This window comes from Bacillus halotolerans, from assembly GCF_004006435.1.
In the GTDB taxonomy this organism is placed as follows: domain Bacteria; phylum Bacillota; class Bacilli; order Bacillales; family Bacillaceae; genus Bacillus; species Bacillus halotolerans.
Genome location: NZ_CP029364.1, coordinates 374,525 through 392,565 on the forward strand (window position 1 = coordinate 374,525; position 18,041 = coordinate 392,565).

16 protein-coding genes, 1 pseudogene and 1 riboswitch are annotated in these 18,041 nt (G+C 43.5%); all 17 genes and pseudogenes read right to left on the reverse strand.

The annotated features are described in order from the left end of the window. Positions 1-36: 36 nt before the first annotated feature. The 17 genes and pseudogenes from DIC78_RS01670 to DIC78_RS01750 all read right to left on the reverse strand — a co-directional run bounded on the left by DIC78_RS01670 (position 37) and on the right by DIC78_RS01750 (position 17,943). Positions 37-309: a YggT family protein gene (locus DIC78_RS01670; protein ID WP_003221463.1), complete on the reverse strand. Its 273-nt coding sequence runs from the start codon at positions 307-309 to the stop codon at positions 37-39. A 6-nt stretch (positions 310-315) separates the two neighbouring features. Next, on the reverse strand, positions 316-768 hold the full coding sequence (gene sepF / locus DIC78_RS01675) for a cell division protein SepF (RefSeq protein WP_024121333.1): 453 nt from the start codon (positions 766-768) through the stop codon (positions 316-318). After that, complete coding sequence (locus DIC78_RS01680) at positions 765-1,457, reverse strand: YggS family pyridoxal phosphate-dependent enzyme (RefSeq protein WP_127695275.1); 693 nt, start codon at positions 1,455-1,457, stop codon at positions 765-767. The genes sepF and DIC78_RS01680 overlap by 4 nt, the downstream gene beginning before the upstream one ends. 6 nt (positions 1,458-1,463) lie before the next feature. Next, complete coding sequence (gene pgeF / locus DIC78_RS01685) at positions 1,464-2,300, reverse strand: peptidoglycan editing factor PgeF (protein WP_127695277.1); 837 nt, start codon at positions 2,298-2,300, stop codon at positions 1,464-1,466. Between the two features lie 161 nt (positions 2,301-2,461). Further along, positions 2,462-2,707 carry a YlmC/YmxH family sporulation protein gene (locus DIC78_RS01690; protein ID WP_010334173.1) on the reverse strand — a complete coding sequence of 82 codons (246 nt, stop codon included), beginning with the start codon at positions 2,705-2,707 and terminating at the stop codon, positions 2,462-2,464. Between the two features lie 82 nt (positions 2,708-2,789). After that, positions 2,790-4,072: pseudogene (locus DIC78_RS01695) on the reverse strand (acetylornithine deacetylase). Positions 4,073-4,162: 90 nt separating this feature from the next. Next, a riboswitch (TPP riboswitch) is annotated at positions 4,163-4,265 on the reverse strand. 8 nt (positions 4,266-4,273) lie between these two features. Next, the gene (locus DIC78_RS01700; RefSeq protein ID WP_127695279.1) at positions 4,274-5,068 is read right to left on the reverse strand and encodes an ABC transporter ATP-binding protein; all 795 of its coding nucleotides are present in this window, start codon (positions 5,066-5,068) and stop codon (positions 4,274-4,276) included. A 156-nt stretch (positions 5,069-5,224) separates the two neighbouring features. Then, positions 5,225-6,007, reverse strand: coding sequence for an RNA polymerase sporulation sigma factor SigG (gene sigG / locus DIC78_RS01705; protein WP_010334169.1), 783 nt, complete (start codon positions 6,005-6,007; stop codon positions 5,225-5,227). A gap of 139 nt (positions 6,008-6,146) precedes the next feature. Beyond that, positions 6,147-6,866, reverse strand: a complete 720-nt coding sequence (sigE, locus tag DIC78_RS01710) for an RNA polymerase sporulation sigma factor SigE (protein WP_024121327.1) — start codon at positions 6,864-6,866, stop codon at positions 6,147-6,149. Positions 6,867-6,928: 62 nt separating this feature from the next. Beyond that, positions 6,929-7,858 carry a sigma-E processing peptidase SpoIIGA gene (gene spoIIGA / locus DIC78_RS01715; RefSeq protein WP_106020827.1) on the reverse strand — a complete coding sequence of 310 codons (930 nt, stop codon included), beginning with the start codon at positions 7,856-7,858 and terminating at the stop codon, positions 6,929-6,931. A gap of 194 nt (positions 7,859-8,052) precedes the next feature. Continuing rightward, positions 8,053-12,360 (reverse strand): S8 family peptidase, encoded by a 4,308-nt coding sequence (locus tag DIC78_RS01720; RefSeq protein WP_127695281.1) that lies wholly within the window; start codon positions 12,358-12,360, stop codon positions 8,053-8,055. A gap of 306 nt (positions 12,361-12,666) precedes the next feature. Next, on the reverse strand, positions 12,667-13,815 hold the full coding sequence (gene ftsZ / locus DIC78_RS01725; protein ID WP_024121324.1) for a cell division protein FtsZ: 1,149 nt from the start codon (positions 13,813-13,815) through the stop codon (positions 12,667-12,669). A 35-nt stretch (positions 13,816-13,850) separates the two neighbouring features. Continuing rightward, complete coding sequence (gene ftsA, locus DIC78_RS01730; protein ID WP_127695283.1) at positions 13,851-15,173, reverse strand: cell division protein FtsA; 1,323 nt, start codon at positions 15,171-15,173, stop codon at positions 13,851-13,853. Between the two features lie 174 nt (positions 15,174-15,347). Next, entirely contained in the window at positions 15,348-15,713 is a 366-nt protein-coding gene (locus tag DIC78_RS01735) for a small basic family protein (RefSeq protein WP_010334164.1), read from the reverse strand. A gap of 17 nt (positions 15,714-15,730) precedes the next feature. Next, positions 15,731-16,438, reverse strand: a complete 708-nt coding sequence (locus DIC78_RS01740) for a DUF881 domain-containing protein (RefSeq protein ID WP_095713794.1) — start codon at positions 16,436-16,438, stop codon at positions 15,731-15,733. 21 nt (positions 16,439-16,459) lie between these two features. Continuing rightward, on the reverse strand, positions 16,460-17,155 hold the full coding sequence (locus tag DIC78_RS01745) for a DUF881 domain-containing protein (protein ID WP_095713793.1): 696 nt from the start codon (positions 17,153-17,155) through the stop codon (positions 16,460-16,462). Beyond that, positions 17,152-17,943: a cell division protein FtsQ/DivIB gene (locus tag DIC78_RS01750; protein ID WP_127695285.1), complete on the reverse strand. Its 792-nt coding sequence runs from the start codon at positions 17,941-17,943 to the stop codon at positions 17,152-17,154. Before DIC78_RS01750 ends, DIC78_RS01745 begins: the two co-directional genes overlap by 4 nt. Between the last annotated feature and the right edge of the window lie 98 nt (positions 17,944-18,041).

An 18,041-nucleotide genomic window follows, 5' to 3' on the forward strand; every position in this document is an offset into this window, starting at 1 on the left:
CTTGGCTGCTGCCAAGCCCCCTATCAAACTGTCACCTTAAAACGCAATCATGCGATAAAGCCCCCACAAGCCGGTTGTTGCAAACCGCAGCACAAGAATGGCTACGATTGGCGAGATATCCAGCATTGCAATTGGAGGGATGATTTTTCTGAATGGCTCGAGATATGGTTCACAGATCGACGCTAAAAACCGTCCGACTGCTGTTTCCCTCGTACTCGGCACCCATGACATAAAAATATATATGATCAGGGCAAATGAGTATATTGTAATTAATAAGCTTAAAACCGAAAAAACTTGATAAAGGATCATCTCGCTTTACCACCTCTGATCGTCTTCAGATATGAGCTCAGAAATTGTGCCTGAAACATCTACGTTGTCAGGCGTGCATAGGAAAATATCTGAACCGATTCTTTGGATATCGCCGCCAATGGCATAAACGGTGCCGCTTAAAAAGTCAACAATCCGTTTCGCCTGGTCATGCTGTATCCGCTGAAGATTGACGACAACTGCCCGCCTGTTCTTCAGATGGTCGGCTATTTCCTGCGCCTCCGCATAAACGCGCGGCTCACTCAACACCACTTTAGAGGATTTCTGAACACTTTGCAAGCTTACTACATTCTGTTTGGCTGCTGGTTTACCAGCATTATAAGCAGGTTTTTCTTTTTGTTCCTGTTCTTCATGAGAATCCCGCTCAGTTTCAATATATTCGTATTCGTATTCTTCTTCATCCATTGAGAAAAAGTTTTTCAGTTTATTTTTCATACTCATTGCTGTACACCCCCTGTTTCATTTCCGACTAACGATGAGCCGATTCTAATATAAGTAGCCCCTTCTTCAATCGCGATTTCAAAATCATTTGACATGCCCATCGACAGTTCTGTACATGGAGCGTTCGGCTGTTTCAGCTCTTGAACCTGATCACGAAGTTCTCTAAGCGTTCGGAAACAGCTTCTAATCTCATCTTGGTCATCAGTCAGTGGAGCCATTGTCATCAGTCCGGCCACAACAATGTTGTCAAAGCCGGAAAGCTCCTGTATGAATGGTATCACTTCTTCTTTATTCATGCCGTGTTTAGAGGGCTCAAGCGAGGTATTGACCTGCACAAAGCATTGGACAGCACCTTCAGCCCGTTTTTCAATTTCTTTCGCTAATGAAAGCCGGTCCAGGGAATGAATATAGGAAACTGAATTGACGACAGCTTTTACTTTTCTTGATTGAAGGCTGCCGATAAAATGCCATTCCGGATTTCCTTTAATGATTTCCTGTTTGCGAAGCAGTTCGGCGTCCCGGTTCTCTCCGAGGCACTTGATGCCCGCATCGACCGCCTCCTGTGCTCTTTCAGGCGACACATATTTTGTGACTGCAATAACCGTAACTTCATCGGATCTGCGGCCCGATCTGTTACATGCTTCGTTTATTCGTTCGTTTATATGTCGTAAATGATCAACAACACGCAAGATCTTTTATGCCTCCTTCATTCCGATAAAGGACATCATCCGTCCTGTTTTCCCCTGATCTCGCCGATGGGAAAAGAAAAGTGACGGCTCACTTTCCGTACATAAACCGCTGACAGAAATCTGCTCATTTGCCAAACCGCTGTCAATCAGTATGAGTCGGTTCAGCTCTTTCAGGTCAAGCTGATACTGCCCCTGCCCCGCCTGATTCACGGCGCGATCTGCTGAAAACGGCAATGCGCGGACAGCATTCATCACACGGTCATCTACCGTATAGCGCGCACCGCAGATAGACGGTCCGACAACAGCGTATATATCAGAAAGCTTCGAGCCCTCCTGTTCGGTCCATTGCTTCACCATTTCTCTGCCAATCTGTTTGACCGTGCCTTTCCATCCGGCATGAGCGATCCCGACAAGCGATTTCACCGGATCGAAAAAGAATAGGGGCACACAATCAGCAAAGCATAATGCCAAAAATACATTTTTATCATTTGTATAGAGCCCGTCTGTTGCTTTAAAAGCTGAGTGATACTCACGGGCGCCTTTTCCCCTATCCCTCTGCGTCACTTTTTGGACGCGATTGTCGTGTGTCTGGTCAGCAAATACCCAAGACTGCAAATCAATATTAAACATATCGGCTATATATTCACGATTTTTAACCACATCTGCATCTTTGTCATGAACGTGCAATCCTGTATTTAACGACTCAAAAGGTTTTTGACTGACACCGCCGTTTTTCGTAGTAAATCCGGCAATGACTTCTGCATCGTTTTGATTCGTTTGTTTCCAGTCTTGTATCATGAGTGTCGAGGGGGTGGTGAGACTGAATGGGTGATATGTATTCATGATGATCCAACCTTTCGACAAACATTTATAAGGCGTAATTTCCCACTTATTTTACCACATCTTTCTGCATTCGTTTAGCGCCGATTTACATATTTCATAAATGAAATGTGCCGGAAGAGTTCAGACTTCCGGCATTTGACAATCAGCAGCAAAAAAGCAGGTTAAGCGTGGGATTCACTTAATCGGACTAAAATGACATCTTCTCCGATTTTAACTATATTTCGCCAAGGAATGACCATTTCCTCTTCCTTTCCAAAAAAACCGAGAACTTTTCCATTTCCCCCTAGTATAATCGCCTGAATTTTTCCTGTGGTGACATTGATATCAATATCACCGATGCTCCCTAATTTTTTTCCGTTAGAGACATTGACGACATCCTTTACTTGAAATTCTGAAATGCTGATCATCCCATCACGTCCTTTTTCGGTCCTTTTTTCTAGTATATGAACGGGCGGGCTGAACCTTGTCAGCAAGGAGAAATTTTCATGATCATTGTTCTTTTTTGCGGCTGCACCAGCTTATGATGAACGTGAGCATGATTTTCGTATAATCTACGAGCTGCTCAATCGATACCTCTTCATTAACGGCATGAGCATTATATAAATCGCCCGGTCCGTATATTACGCTTGGAATACCGGCATGATAAAGCCATCCACCATCGGTTACGGTTTGAGATACGTCAATGACCGGGCGTTCCCGTTTGATCTCCTCGTGTGACGCCGTAAGGGCTAAAACGCCGGGATGAGCCGGATCAACTTCCAAGGCCGGAAAAATTTCTCCTCTTTCTTCAATCATTGAAGAGCCTCCCCATTTGAAGACAGGACGGTTTTCCCTCAGCCAAATATCACTGTCACTCAGCCTGTTGATGTAATCTTCTATTTCAGCAGCCACTTCTTCATGCGTTTCATTGGGATAAAAATGGACGGTAATCCATAATCGGCACTCATCCGCTATAAAGGCCGCATGTCTGCCTCCTTCTATAACAGCGGGATTAATTGTGTTTGTACCGGGGGTAAAGCCAGGATAGCTTTTCATAATGGCCCAATGTCGCTCCAGCTCACCGAGTCCAGAAATGATTTTTGCCATTTTTTCGATTGCGCTCGCCCCGAAGGTTCCTCCGCCAGCGTGGATCATATTCCGTCTTGTTCCATCGTGAAACGTTTGACTGCTTTTCATTTCGATCCAGCCTGTAATCACTCCGCCTTGACCTTGAATATGCATATCGCTCGTATCCGCCACAACTGCAAAGTCTGCGTGATAGCCCTTTTTGCAGCATTCAAGCGTGCCGGCCTCTCCGACTTCCTCCCCGATGACCGATTGCAGAATCAAATCGCCCGGGAGCTCAACGCCCGCTTCACGAATCAGCTTTAAAGCAAACAGCACACAGGCCATTCCGCCTTTCATATCTGAAGCGCCCCCCGGCCGATTAAGAAACCGTTTTTCTCACTGGGACAAAATGGGTCATGCACCCAGTCCTCGCCCTCTTTTACCTCTGCCACATCGACATGCCCATTGATGATTAAACTTTGATAGGCGGCTGAATTTGTTCCTTTTAAAACACCCACAACATTGGGATCTCCTGGATAAACGTCCCATTTGTCGATAGAAAATCCCCGTTCAAGCAAAAACTGTGCAATCCATGTTTGGATGCTGTCTGTATTTCTCGCAGGCGGCGCCGGTGTTTTAAAAGAAATCAGCGTTTTCGCAAGCTCAATGAGCTCGTCCTTTTGTTCTTCCACTTTTTTCAGTAAAGATTCTACTTGATCAATCATGTTATCCGCTCCTATTTTTAATAGAAAAAAGCCGTTTCATATTCATGAAACGGCTTAATAAAGAAAGCAGAGTGCAAGCTGCTGCATTCTCCGCTTTTTTCACCGCTTCCCTCCGCTGGTATGATCCAGATCAGGTCAATAAGGGTTGAGACCAGCGTCTCTCTCAGCTTCGAAAGCACCCCCAGGATGAATCGTATGTTGTTATGCATTTGTCACCGGCTCAGCTCTTGTTAAAAACGGACGATCCTGATTCCATAATACACGGATCGGCGTATCAAAAAAAGAAGAAAGTGATTCGTCTGTCAGCATGTCTTTCATTTGTCCTGACCTAAAGACTTCTCCCTTTTTTAACAAGAGGGCTTTATCAAAAATCGGCAAAATTTCTTCCGCATGATGCGTAACATAAAGAATAGACGGCGCATTTTCCCTGCTTGCAATGTGCGTAATCGTATCTAACAGTTTTTCCCGGGCAATAAAATCAAGTCCTGTAACTGGTTCGTCCAGTATAAGCAGCTCCGGATCAGCCATTAGCGCTCTTGCGATTAAAGCTCTTTGTTTCTCTCCTTGAGAAAGAGTTTCGTAGCGGCGGTCGGCATAATCAATGGCTCCTAAGTCCTCGAGCAGGGCAATCGCTTTTTCTCTGATTTCCGCACTTGGTGTTTCATACAAGCCAATCGAAGCATATGCCCCGCTCAGAGCAATTTCAAAAGCTGAATCTGCCGGATACAATTTTTGCTGAAGACCCGCTGAGACAAGGCCGATTTTTCGTCTGAGTTTATCTCCCAGCTCCGTTTTTCCGAATACATGACCAAGCACCTGCATCTCGCCTGTTGTCGGAAAATAGTAAGAGCATAGCATATTTAACAGCGCAGTCTTCCCTGCTCCATTTAATCCGTAAAGCACCCAGTTCTCCTTTTCTTCTACTTTCCAATGAATATCCTTTAGTATCCATTTTCCATTCCGTTTTAGTGAGACATTGTCAAGCTGCAAAATCATTGTGGTCCTCCTCTTTCCAAACCGAATAATTGTTTTAATTTTCACAAAACTGTGTACGGACTAGGATACCTTACTTTTTCGAAAACGTAAACCGCCCGCTTCTAAATAGAAAAGCCTTTAAAACAATTTCTGTTTTAAAGGCTTTCCACGTCCATGCTATTGATGAATATTCTTATTCATTTGTTTGATTGCTGCCTTTTCCAGTCTGGACACCTGTGCTTGAGAAATCCCGATTTCTTCGGCTACTTCCATTTGCGTTTTTCCTTGGAAGAACCGTTTTCTTAAAATCATTTTTTCCCTCTCGTTCAGCCTTCTCATGCCCTCTTTCAAAGCCAGCTCTTCAATCCATTGTGTATCTTTGTTGCGTTCATCACTGATTTGATCCATGACATAAATCGGATCTCCGCCGTCATTGTAGATCGGTTCAAAAAGAGATACCGGATCTTGAATGGCGTCGAGTGCAAACACAATTTCTTCGTGCGGTACTTCAAGAACTTTGGCGATATCCTCTGCCGTCGGCTCCTTGCTTGTCTCACTGATTAACCGTTCTCTTACCTGGAGTGCCTTATATGCGATATCCCTAAGTGATCTCGAGACACGTATCGGGTTATTATCGCGCAAATACCTGCGGATTTCTCCGATAATCATAGGTACAGCGTATGTTGAAAACTTAACATTGTGGCTTAGATCAAAATTATCAATGGATTTCATTAGTCCGATACAGCCGACTTGAAATAAGTCATCAACATACTCCCCTCTGTTATTAAATCTTTGAATGACACTTAAGACAAGACGCAAGTTCCCGTTTACAAGCTTTTCTCTGGCTGAATCATCACCTTCGTCCTGCAATTGCCTAAACAGCTTTCTCATTTCTTCATTCTTGAGTACGGGTAATTTGGAGGTATCCACCCCGCAGATTTCGACTTTATTTCTCGACACTTTTTTCCCTCCCTACAGGAGCTGCTGTACAACGTTAAGTATCTCCTCGGGTGGGAAAAATATGCACTGCACTCAAACCGAAAAATAGTCATAATTGGGAAATCCTTGTAGAATCAAGGGATTAAGCCGCAAAAATTTTTTACACCATTTTGTTGAATTCTTTTCGCAATCTTTTAATGATTCTTTTTTCCAGACGGGAAATATAGGATTGGGAAATCCCCATCATATCCGCAACATCCTTTTGGGTCTTTTCCTCTTCGCCGACGAGCCCAAAACGCAGTTCCATGATTTGTTTCTCCCTCTCATTTAACTGTTCGAGCGCTTTTTTTAGAAGCTTTTTATCCACATTTGCTTCAATGTCCTTTGTGATGATGTCGTCATCCGTGCCCAGCACATCAGAAAGCAGAAGCTCATTGCCGTCCCAATCAATATTAAGCGGTTCATCAAAAGAAACTTCTGAACGGATTTTGTTGTTTCTCCTTAAATACATCAGGATTTCATTCTCGATACAGCGAGAGGCATATGTAGCCAGCTTGATTTTCTTTTCCGGATTGAAGGTATTCACAGCTTTGATTAATCCAATGGTGCCGATGCTGATTAAATCTTCAATATTAATTCCCGTGTTTTCAAATTTCCGTGCGATATAGACGACAAGCCGCAGGTTGCGTTCGATCAAAATAGCGCGGGCCGCCTGGTCGCCGCTTGGGAGCTTCATTAATAGAACCTGCTCCTCGTCTTTTGATAATGGCGGCGGCAAAGCTTCACTCCCTCCTATGTAATACACTTCATCGCTTTTTAAGCCCAGTTTCATCAGCAGCTTATACCAGAGGTGCGTCAACCGCAATTTAAGTTTTTTCATCTTCCTCTCCCTTCTAAATGTCACGTCTTATGAGTATGATAAGTAACGGACATTTGCGAACATTAGGATACGTGCTTAATGGCCTTTCCGGACAGCATTTTCGGATGAATAATCGCGTCAAAATCTCCATCTGCCGACAGCTTTGACGTGCTGATGCCGATTAAGCATTTATCCGCGGAAATCATTTCATCTTTTGTCATAATCGTTACATGATCCGGTTTGATACATAATAAAAATTGATGCTGCTGGCCTACTCCCCGATATGGGATCAGCCTCATTTTATCTAAAAAACGAAACGAATCATCAAGCTGTTCAATCGCTTCCATCGGGTCTGCATTTCGGATAATCACCGTTTCAGCCTCTCCGAAAATTGGTTCAAGCTTATCAATGTGAAGAATCATGACCGGCGTTTTTGTGAGCGGATCATACAGCTGGTTGCCGGAATCCACCAGGCCTCTTGCGTGCAGTGTTTGGCCGCCCAGGTCCGCCTGTACCCTGACTCGTTCCTCATATTGAATGTTTTTTGTTTCAATATCTTCGATTCTTCTCTTGGAAAAAAACCATAATGTGGGAAAGCCAGCCACGATAAACATCCAGCTGATCGGGTCGCCAAATCCGGTTTGATTGGTGATCATGACACCGTTTCTGACAATAGAGTTTGACTGCAGCAATGAATGTGCTCCGATTATTCCCCCTCCCATTAGAAAAGTAGCAAAATAAAAGGAAAACAAATTTTGAAAGAAATAGCGAAACCGCTTAAAACCGAATGTCACGAGCACAATGACAACCGAAAAAGCGAGCTTTCCGGCCGGGTTCTCAACGATCGGCGAGAAAGGAGTAAACATCAAAAGGACAATACTTGACCCGATAAACGCGCCGCCTATCAATCTTCTTTTTTTTACATGGCGTTTCAAAATAAAAGCCGTCAGTAAAAGCAACAGTGCGTCAAAACAAAAGTTTAACAGCCAAATGACATCTAAATAGATTTTCACACCTGACCCCTTTCTTTCTTGCATCACGCTGTTCCCCTTCTTGTTTCATAAGTATAAAGCAAGCTCTGTGGGAAAGTCTGTCAATTAATGTTGAGAGGCCCATACAATTTTTCAGGGATAACTGCTTAATTTGTCGAGGGAATAAATGAGAGTATATAGAAAAAAAGCTGCCAAGAGCGGCAGCTTTCTTACACTTACTTTTCAGTATTGATATAAAGTTTTCCATTCGCTGTTTTTCTGGTTTCATTGCCGTAACCGTCTCGAACGATAACCTCTACTTTAGCTCCGTTTGCTTTAATAGAAGAAGTTGCTGTCCAGTAGCCTTCATATCGTCCCGGAGAAATTTCTCTTAACGGCAGCTCGGTAGCGTTTTGTACATTCGCTCTTGCATTTGTGAGCGGCAGGCGAATGACAAACGTTGCATCTGCACCTTTCGCGCTTGAAAAAGCGATTTTGACCGATTCACCGGCTTTTAAGGTTTTGTCCTCACCAGGAATCAGTCCGGTAATGACTGGCTGGTCAAAATTCACATTGACGACAGCTTTTTTCGTCGTTTTGTTGCCTGCTAAGTCAGTGGCTGTCACCTTTACTTCGTTGCTTCCGTTTTCCAAAAGGATACGGGCAGAGTAGGAACCGTCTGTGACCGTTGCTTTTTTGCCATTAACCTTTACTTCTTTCAAGTTGTCATCTGAAACAGTGCCTTTAACAGTCAGCGCTTCTTTATTGATTTTCTCGCCATCCTTTGGATTGTCGAGCGTCAGTTCAGGCTTGTCTTGATCAAGTGTGACCGTGACAGGACTTGAAGCATCTGTCGTTCCGGAGTCTGTTGATGCAGCCGCTGTCAGCTTGTTTTCCCCTTTGCTGAGTGAAACTCCTGCCTCGAACGTGCCATCTTCGGCAGTTTTCGTTTCTCCTGCTTCTTTTTCACCATTATAAAGGGTTACAGTCGTCCCCGGAGATGCCTTTCCTTTTACCGTGACGTTCTCCTTATTGGTGTATGCTTTATCTTCAGGAGAAGTAATGACAGGTACGGCAGCTTCATAATCGACTAACGCGCGAATCATATAGTTGCCGTCTTCTTTATCTCCTTTTTGCCATGTTCCGTTAACATACTGCCAGTTGCGATCTGAGTACTGCCCGGTTTCATCCATTGCCAAGCCTGGTGAATATGGATCGGGTTTTGACTGGATATATATAAGATAAAAGTCTTTATCGACCATAATCCCCTTCGAGCTGAGATCGACTTTCGTCCATTCGCCATTACGAAGAGCTTCCGCGTTATATGGTCCCGCAATTTTTTTGCCGGGTGCTCCATCTTTCCCTGTAGCATCGTAAACCTCGACCTTAAACTCTGTGCCGCCAGGATCAGGGAACTCCGTATCCCAGAATCTGAATAGCCCTCCTGTCAGCATGCCTTTTTCCTTGCCGTCAGCCAGTGACATTTTAACCGCCCATCCGTTTCCGGCCGCGAAATAGGAATTTGCATTCTCCGCTGTTCCGTCATCGTATCCGATCTCGCCCGGATAACCGACGAAAGGCTTCAGCACAGTTTCTTTTGTGATATCACCTTTTAAATCAACGGAAAATTCATCACTGTAATAGCCCGGTGCAGCCACTTTAATGGTGTAAGAGCCCTCGTAGGCCTCAAGTGTATATTCTCCTTTGTCGTTTGTAGTTGCCGGTTCAACCGCGGCATCCTCGATAACATAGACGGAAGCGCCTTTTACCGGCTCTCCTGTTGTTTTATTGATGACAGTGCCTTTTAATGTGCCTTTCTTTATTTCTTCTAACGTAAAATTAGCTTGGGTTGTCTGATCTGCCTGCAAAGACACTTTTTGCGTTTTTGATTGATAGCCGTAAGCTTCTGCCATAAGCGTGTAGTCTCCTGCTTTATGCGTCAGCTTGTACTGTCCGGTTGATTGGTCTGAATAGGTTGATTTTCCTGTTTCAACCACACTGACCTGTGCTCTGAGCGGCAATGCTTGCGGCTGCATATCAGCACTATGTTTTGTTTTGGCAGCTGTATTTGTTGATGGCTTAGCCTTTTTTGGATTAACCGCTTTTTTCTTTTGCTTTTCTGCCGGTTTTTGTACGCCCAGCTTATTCTTTTTGGCTGTTTTCCCGGAAGATTTGTCTGAAAGCTGAACATCATCAACGTACCAGCCCTCTTTTGCAATGCTTTCATCAGACTGAAGGTTAAACATCACTCGAATGTTTTGGCCTCTGTATGCGGATAAATTAATTTCTTCGCTGGTCCAGTTTGAAGTCTTTCCGTTATAGACCCCTGCCTGCTCCCAATTCGTTTCGCCTTCCGGTAAAACAAAAACGTAGCCATAATCAAAATCATTTTCCAGGTTGTGCCAGCTTTTAAATTGAAGAAACAGGCCGCCTGAATCAGGCACGTCAATTGGAGGCATAGTGAGATTCATATTCGCTCCATTGGCATAATTTCCAGTCAGGTTTGTCCCATATACTTTTTCTCCTGATGCAGCTGCATTAGGGCCTGATTCCGGAACTCCCCACTCCCAGTTATTATTTGTTCCGCTCGTAAGCCAGCCGCCTGGTTCTGTTTCAAAATCCTGCTTGTATCCAACAGTGATGCTAGGTTTCACGGTTACATCATATATGTCAGACTCTACAACATGGCCGCCAAAATCCTGAATGATCCACTTATAGCTTAATGCGGTCCCCTTTATACTTGGGATTTCCGCCTGGTACGTTCCTTTCAGATGATCTCCGCTGATTCGTTTAGCTTTGACCTCGTTCCATTCGCCTTGATCCAGCTTATAGGACAATTTCACGGATGTCACACTCACATTGTCTTCAGCTGTCAAGGTAAGCGGAAGGCTGGCACCTTCATAAGCTTCATTTACTTTCTCATGCTGATAGCCAGGCAGCTCCTCATCTTCCCCATCGACAGAAACTTGCCCTTCTGCTTTTCCTAAACCGTCTGTAACCGCTGATACGGCATCAAAAGCATTCACCAAACCATGACCGTATCCGTTATTCGGAGAGTCAGGGAATGTAGAATCCGTTAATGGCTCAGCCGTGCTTGTCAATATATCCTCCATCTCATCGACAGAAAGTGAGGCGTCTGCCTGCTTCAATAGCGCAGCAACAGCAGAAACATGCGGTCCTGCCATCGACGTGCCATCCCATCCGTCTTCATATGTCTGGCCGGGAACTGAAGACCGGATGTTTACGCCTGGAGCAGAAATTTCCGGCTTTGTTTCATCGTAAGGCGACGGTCCCTGAAGTGAAAAATCGCCAAGCTTTTTGTTAATATCAGTCGCTCCGGTCGCAAACGCTTCCGGATAATTGGCAGGATTCGCAATAGAACCAGGTCCTCCCGGGTTAAAGAGATCAGCATTTCCCGCAGAGAATTCCGGGAAAATGTCGGCCGCCCGCCAGGCATTGACCATATCTCTGTACCATTCATCAAGGCCGGAGCCCCCGCCCCAAGAATTATTGACGACATCCGGAGCCATTTCCGGATGAGGGTTGCCCTCTGCGTCCTTTGGAGCTAAAATCCATTCACCAGCCTCCAAAATGTCAGCGTCTGTCCCGCCATCTTCAGAAAACGCCTTAACAGCAATCCATTTTGCGCCAGGTGCGACACCAATTTGATTCGTGCCATCAGGCTCAGAGCCAACCATTGTACCTGTTACATGAGTGCCGTGATCAAGATCATCGTATGGACTTGACTCGTTCGCTACAGCATCAAACCAGTTCATGTCATGATCAGGCTCATTGGGGCTTTCCGGATGAAACCCGCGATATTTTTCTTTTAATGCAGGGTGTTCCCATTCAACCCCGGTATCAATGGAGGCGACAACCGTACCCGTTCCGTCATAGCCAAGCTCCCAAGCCTTCGGTGCGTCTATTTGGTCTACATTCCATTCTACACCGTCAGTTGCTTTTATCGCTTTTTGTGCTTTTTTCATATTGAATGGGGAAGCGGATGACTTAAAAAGCTGCCGTTTTTCATTCGGAAGCACCTTTTCTACTTCAGGGAACTGCGCCACTTTCTCCATGACTTCTTTTGAAGCATGTACAGCAATTCCATTTACCACATAATAGGAGTGAATATCATCGGCATTCCCTTTATTTTTCTGGCTGTTTAAATATTTCAAGACGTCTTTCTGAGCTTCATCAGCTGTCACTTTTAACGAAGACACGACGGCCGAACGCTTTTGATATTCCGTTTTAGCAGCGGTCAGCTTATTAGATTTCGCTTTTTTGACAGCTGATTTTGCTGCTTTTTGGGTGTCAGCTTGATCTTTAAATTTGATCAGAAAAGTAGTTTTTTCTTCTTTTTTAAAGCTTTTCTTTAATGAGCTGGAAATCTTGTTTTGAATCGATTCAGAAGATTGAAGCTCCTGTTTTACAGAAGAAGCAGCGCCTTTGCTGCTTGCACCGGCTGCACTCGGAAACAGCAGTGAACTGACGACAACTGTACTCAAAACAGAACTGATCAGCCTGTTTTTCGTTTGTTTCCTCATTTTTTATCCCCCTTTTTTAAACCACTTTGTAAAAAAATGTCGTCCCTCCTTTAACATTCAATTTGTTTGTCAAAACTTCGCTGTACGTTAACTGTAGACAATCTCAATTACAGATATTGTCGTTTTCTGTCATCGTATTTCCATATAAATGAAAATGATTATATCGTCATGAAATATCAGTAGGTATAATAGGTTGATTTGTTGTTATGTGTAGGAAGACATAGTTCAAAAGACATGAGAGATGAATGGAAATGATAGAGGAAAAAATAAAAAAGGACAAAATCGAAAACGATTTTGTCCTTTCAATTAGCCGCGTTTATTGCGGTTTCTTAAGAATGTCGGAATATCTAGCGTATCGTCAGCCGGCTGTGAGGTTTGACGGCTGACTGTGTTTTGATGCTGTGGTTCCTCTCGTTTCGGCTCACGTTTTGGAGCACTCTGATTATGTGATTTGATGTTCTGGTTTAATGATGGACGCTGGGGTTTCGTAACATCTTTCTCCTGTTCGATAAAACCAGTGGCAATCACCGTAACCACAATCTCATCTTTAAGATTTTCGTTAATAACAGAACCGAAAATCATGTTTACATCCTGATCAGATGCAGAAGCGACAATGTCTGCTGCTTCCTGAACTTCATAAAGGCTCAGATTTGTTCCGCCAGTAATGTTCATTAAGACGCCTTGCGCGCCATCAATTGCTGCTTCAAGAAGCGGACTGGAAATGGCTTTTTTCGCAGCTTCTGCAGCACGGTTTTCTCCAGTCGCAATACCAATACCCATTAAAGCAGATCCTTTGTTTGACATGATCGTTTTCACATCAGCAAAGTCTAGGTTAATGAGACCAGGAGTAGCGATCAGGTCAGAAATACCTTGAACCCCCTGACGGAGTACGTTATCAGCTTCACGGAATGCTTCAAGCATCGGCGTGTTTTTATCAACAATTTCAAGAATACGGTCGTTCGGGATCACAATCAGCGTGTCCACCGCTTCTTTCATTGCAGAAATTCCGCCCGCCGCCTGCAGCTGTCTTTTGCGACCTTCGAACGTAAACGGTCTTGTAACGACTCCGACTGTTAATGCTCCTAAATCTTTTGCGATTTGCGCAATAACCGGTGCGGCACCTGTTCCTGTTCCGCCTCCCATACCAGCTGTTACGAATACCATGTCAGCGCCTTTTAGCGCTTCTTCAATCTGCTCCTTGCTTTCCTCTGCGGCTTTTTTCCCGACTTCCGGATTTGCACCTGCTCCCAATCCTCTAGTCAGCTTTGCGCCGATTTGCATTTTCACTTCCGCTTTTGACAGGTTAAGAGCTTGAGCGTCCGTATTTACCGCGATGTACTCTACTCCTTGCACTTCATTCTCAATCATTCGGTTGACCGCGTTGTTACCGCCGCCTCCTACTCCGATTACTTTAATTGATGCTAAGCCGTCTATGTTTGTTTCGAACTCCAACATGCTAAATCCTCCTAATCTGCCGAATGACTATCTATCTATTCCCAAAACATGCTTAATAGTTTTTTCATTTTGCTCTGTTTGTTATGTTCGGCTTGTGTTTTTTGTTTTCCTTTTGGCCGTTGCTGCATCTCATTTTGGTGATGATGCTGCTCTTGTTCCTCTGCTGATGAGACGGCGATTTCCTGTATCGCTTCTTCAGGCATCTTGAAGCCAATTTTTCTGCCTTGAATTCTTGCATTCCGGCAGGCGAATTGAATCATGCCAACTGCCGTCATATACTGAGGATCTCTTACACCGATATAATTCGGACTCGCCACTCTGACATTGTTTTGCAGCACATCCTGCGCTAGTGACATGGTACCAGGCATTGCTGCTTGTCCCCCTGTCAGCACGAAGCCTCCCGGCAGATCGCTAATTCCCATATTGCGAAGTTCTTCTGAAGCAATCTCAAGAATTTCTTCGACTCTTGCTTCTATGATATTCGCTGCTTCCTGCTGTGTAAATGTTTGTTTTTGATTGGTGCCTATAACGGTTACCTCAAATACTTCATCTTCTGAAGCCTCGTTATAGTAGGCATGTCCAAATTGTTTTTTCACACGTTCCGCTTCTTCTGTGGACGTTCTCAATCCGATGGAGATATCTTTGGTGATATTTTCGCCTCCGAGAGGAATGACACGGGTAGAAGTCAGGTGTCCGTTCTGGAACACGGCAATGGTGGTTGACCCTCCGCCTATATCAATGAGAGCCACACCGAGATTTTTCTCATCCTTTGACAAAGCAGCAGAACCGGCTGCCAGCGGCTGTAGACAAATATCAGTTATTTCAACACCGGCTCTTTCAACGCAGCGAAGCAAGTTATGTAATATTGTTTTTGAACCGGTGATCAGTGTGCCCTCTACTTCTAAACGCACACCTAGCATTTTTTTCGGGTCGGTAATTTCATCTCTTCCATCTACGATAAATTGTTTAGGAATGACGTCGACTATCAGCTGTTCATGCGGTATTGAAACAACCTGAGCCGCTTCCATGACGCGGCGGACATCTTCTACTTGAATTTCTTTATTTTCACTGGAAACTGCTACAACACCGTTTGTATCTTGAATATTGATATAATTTCCATTAACGCCGACAATAGCTTTTCTAAGCGGAAAACCTACCATTCTTTCAGCTTGGTCAAACGCTTTTCTTATAGAATGAACGGTCTCATCTATATCAACGATTGAGCCTTTTTTCAACCCTTCAGACGGTACATTTCCCACACCGATAATATTTAGGGAATCATCTGTCATTTCTCCGACGATCACTTTTGTATTGGACGTACCGATGTCAAGACTGACGTAAAGTTCATTGTTGTTCATTCTATGGCACCTCCTCACATTTCGATCATTTCTATTCTATTATTTGGGGAACAACAATACAATGAATGTGGCTTTACAAGTGTGTAACAAAAAATAACAACGGAATATTCCTTATGTGCTTTTCACATTTTATGTTTATTGAAAATATTCGTTATATCCTATGTATATCCTCTTTTATATCACATTTTTTTTATTTTTTTTAGAAAGAGTCCACTTTGTTAGTAGATTTCTTCTTATAACGGCTATATTCTGAAATAACCTGACTCCAAATGCGAATATACCTGCTAAATACAAGTCTACACCAAGATGGACTCCCAGAAAAGCTAAACTTATTGCCAATATAATATTAAAAAAGAAACCGGAAACAAATACCATTTCATCATATGTACCTTGTAAATGCGCCCTGATTCCGCCGATTAGAGTATCAAGTGCAGCAAGCACCGCAAGTGATAAATAATTTGAGTATTCACTCGGTATCGTTAAGTTTGTCATCAATCCGATCGTTATTCCGAGCACGAGTCCAAGCACGGGCAGCCACATGACAATTCTCCTCCCTTTTAGTCTTTCAGCGGTTTTAGCTGTTGTACGTCCACTGCTCTGTCATAAGCTTTTAAAGTCAGGCTGCTGTCAGATTTACCTGCTTTTAACGCTACATTTTCAGAAGCAAAGATATCCTCTAAATCGGACCCCTTTACCCTGCTGTACAGCTTGTCCGGATCTTCAGCAAGCACTTTTACTGTTAAAGGATAATCATCAAGGCTGTATCCGTCTATTTTTGTTGTGCCGTTTATGTCCCGTATCACTGAAGAATTCACAACTCTTCGCTCATTTATTGAGATATGCTCAGCACCATAGGAGTTGAGTTCATTGATCAGCTTCTTTAGTAAATCCGGCGGTGGATTTTTGATCGCCTCTCCAGTTACGCTTTCAGAAAAAAGCGGAGAAAGGGTGATGACAATTCCGCTACCTGTTATATCGGTCATGCCGGCTGTTTTTTTTAAGGTTTGTAATGTATTATTGAGCGCTGTTTCTTTTGTCAATTCTTTGTTTTGCGTATAGGTATTCAGCAATTTATCATACTTTTTAATTTCAGCCAGCAGCTCTTCCTGCTTCTTCTGCTCTGATGTAAGCTCTTCTCTTATATCCCACATATCTCTTGTATCTCGGACTTGTGGATGCTTTAAAGAATTAAATTGAACAGATATCATAAGGCCGAATATAACCATAAGCACGCTGATGCTAATGAAGGAACGCTTTATTTTCAATCACTTCACCCGCTTTTCCAGTCATTCCTTCGTTTTCAGAATGGGTTCCATTTGTACATTTTTCTTTTTTTCTGCAGTAACAGAAATATGATCCATAGAAAGCTGATCGATCAGGCCTCCTGCTATATTTAACGAAGGAAGCAGGACATCAGGATCTCCGATGGCAGAAACGACAAACGGGGCGGGGTGCTGCACCCCGTCCACCGTTACGACCGGCCCGTTGCACTTGATGTAGGAATCATGGGTCAGCCGCTGGCCGTTGACGGAGACGGCTGCCGCACCAGATATATACAGTTCATTTATGACTTGAAAGAGATGGCTTTCGTGAACGATGTAGCTGTTCACGTTCTCTCCTTCCGGTATGTAAGAAGCATCTTCCAAAGTCACTTGAACGCCCTCTCCTTGTACACCGACTTCCCCAATATACATTCTGTACTTTTCTACATCTTCCAGGACGTTATAGTATTCTGTTTTTTCGTTCTTCATCTTATTTTCAGTCTGACGGACTTTGTTCTGCTTTTGATACAGTTCTTTTTCAAGGTCCTTGTTTTCTTTCTCTTGTTTCAGCAGTTCATCCCGCAGGGCATATTCTTTTTTCCATTCTTCCGTCTCTGTCATGCTTTTGTGGTTTTCTCTTGTCGTCTGAAAAGAAAAAGAAATTAAAAAGCCGGCGATAAGCATAATCAAAGAAAGAAGGACGGCTGATTTGCCCCTCAATTTTCATCTTCCTTTTTGGCAGACGAATCGCTTTTTCCAAACTCCTCAAAATAGGTTGCAACTTCTAAATGAATAATCCCTTTTTTACTGCCGCTGAGCTGTGAAATAATAGAAGGATACGTTTTCATTCGGTCTGCAAAGGTTTTGATGGATGCAGTGACGACATACCCGTCGTTCATATATAATTTAATCCGGTTTTGATCCATTTTGACAGGAGTATAATACACTTCTGAAATCGATTGTTTTATAGAATTTGACAAAGCATCGAGCTGCTTGGCCATCTGAACACGTTTTTTAGCGTCTGTCCAATTCACCAAAATCGGTCCCGCATCATCCGGCGTTACTTCGTCTGGCAAAACTGAACCGTTTTCAAGGACTTCATAATACACATTGTCTTTTTCTAAATAAGCAATCGCTTTATATTCTTCGATCGCAATGTTGATTTTATTAGGAAGGGATTTGCTGATTTCTGCTTTTTTTACTAATTTATTTTGCTGAATCTTTTTTGCTGTTTTTTTCTTATCCAGACTCCAAAATTCAGTATCTCCGCTTTTGATATCGGAAAGAACAATAATTTCCTTTTTGGAAACATTCTCATTGCCGGTAACAGAGATTGATGAAATTTTACTGATCGGTGTCTGCAGATACACGATGATCAGCACCATCATAAAAAAGAGCATAATAAATGAAATAAGCCGGCGGTTTGCCTTCTGTTTTCTCTGCTCTTTAATTTTAGGGATCCGCTCTTCAATATTTACGATTTTTTCTCGGTCATGCCCCGGATTCATTGCCTGTTCACCTCATTCAAATGAAACAGCCTTAAAAGTCTGCCTATTCCAAAACAAACGGCATACTATGATGCCGTTTGTCGTTTGCTTACAGTATA

Coding starts and splice junctions, on each gene's coding strand:
- DIC78_RS01735 (WP_010334164.1), bottom strand. CDS start 15,713: ATGTGGCTGCCCGTGCTTGGACTCGTGCTCGGAATAACGATCGGATTG.
- DIC78_RS01700 (WP_127695279.1), bottom strand. CDS start 5,068: ATGATTTTGCAGCTTGACAATGTCTCACTAAAACGGAATGGAAAATGG.
- sepF (WP_024121333.1), bottom strand. CDS start 768: ATGAGTATGAAAAATAAACTGAAAAACTTTTTCTCAATGGATGAAGAA.
- DIC78_RS01690 (WP_010334173.1), bottom strand. CDS start 2,707: ATGATCAGCATTTCAGAATTTCAAGTAAAGGATGTCGTCAATGTCTCT.
- DIC78_RS01750 (WP_127695285.1), bottom strand. CDS start 17,943: ATGAATCCGGGGCATGACCGAGAAAAAATCGTAAATATTGAAGAGCGG.
- DIC78_RS01670 (WP_003221463.1), bottom strand. CDS start 309: ATGATCCTTTATCAAGTTTTTTCGGTTTTAAGCTTATTAATTACAATA.
- ftsA (WP_127695283.1), bottom strand. CDS start 15,173: ATGAACAACAATGAACTTTACGTCAGTCTTGACATCGGTACGTCCAAT.
- pgeF (WP_127695277.1), bottom strand. CDS start 2,300: ATGAATACATATCACCCATTCAGTCTCACCACCCCCTCGACACTCATG.
- ftsZ (WP_024121324.1), bottom strand. CDS start 13,815: ATGTTGGAGTTCGAAACAAACATAGACGGCTTAGCATCAATTAAAGTA.
- DIC78_RS01720 (WP_127695281.1), bottom strand. CDS start 12,360: ATGAGGAAACAAACGAAAAACAGGCTGATCAGTTCTGTTTTGAGTACA.
- sigE (WP_024121327.1), bottom strand. CDS start 6,866: ATGAAAAAACTTAAATTGCGGTTGACGCACCTCTGGTATAAGCTGCTG.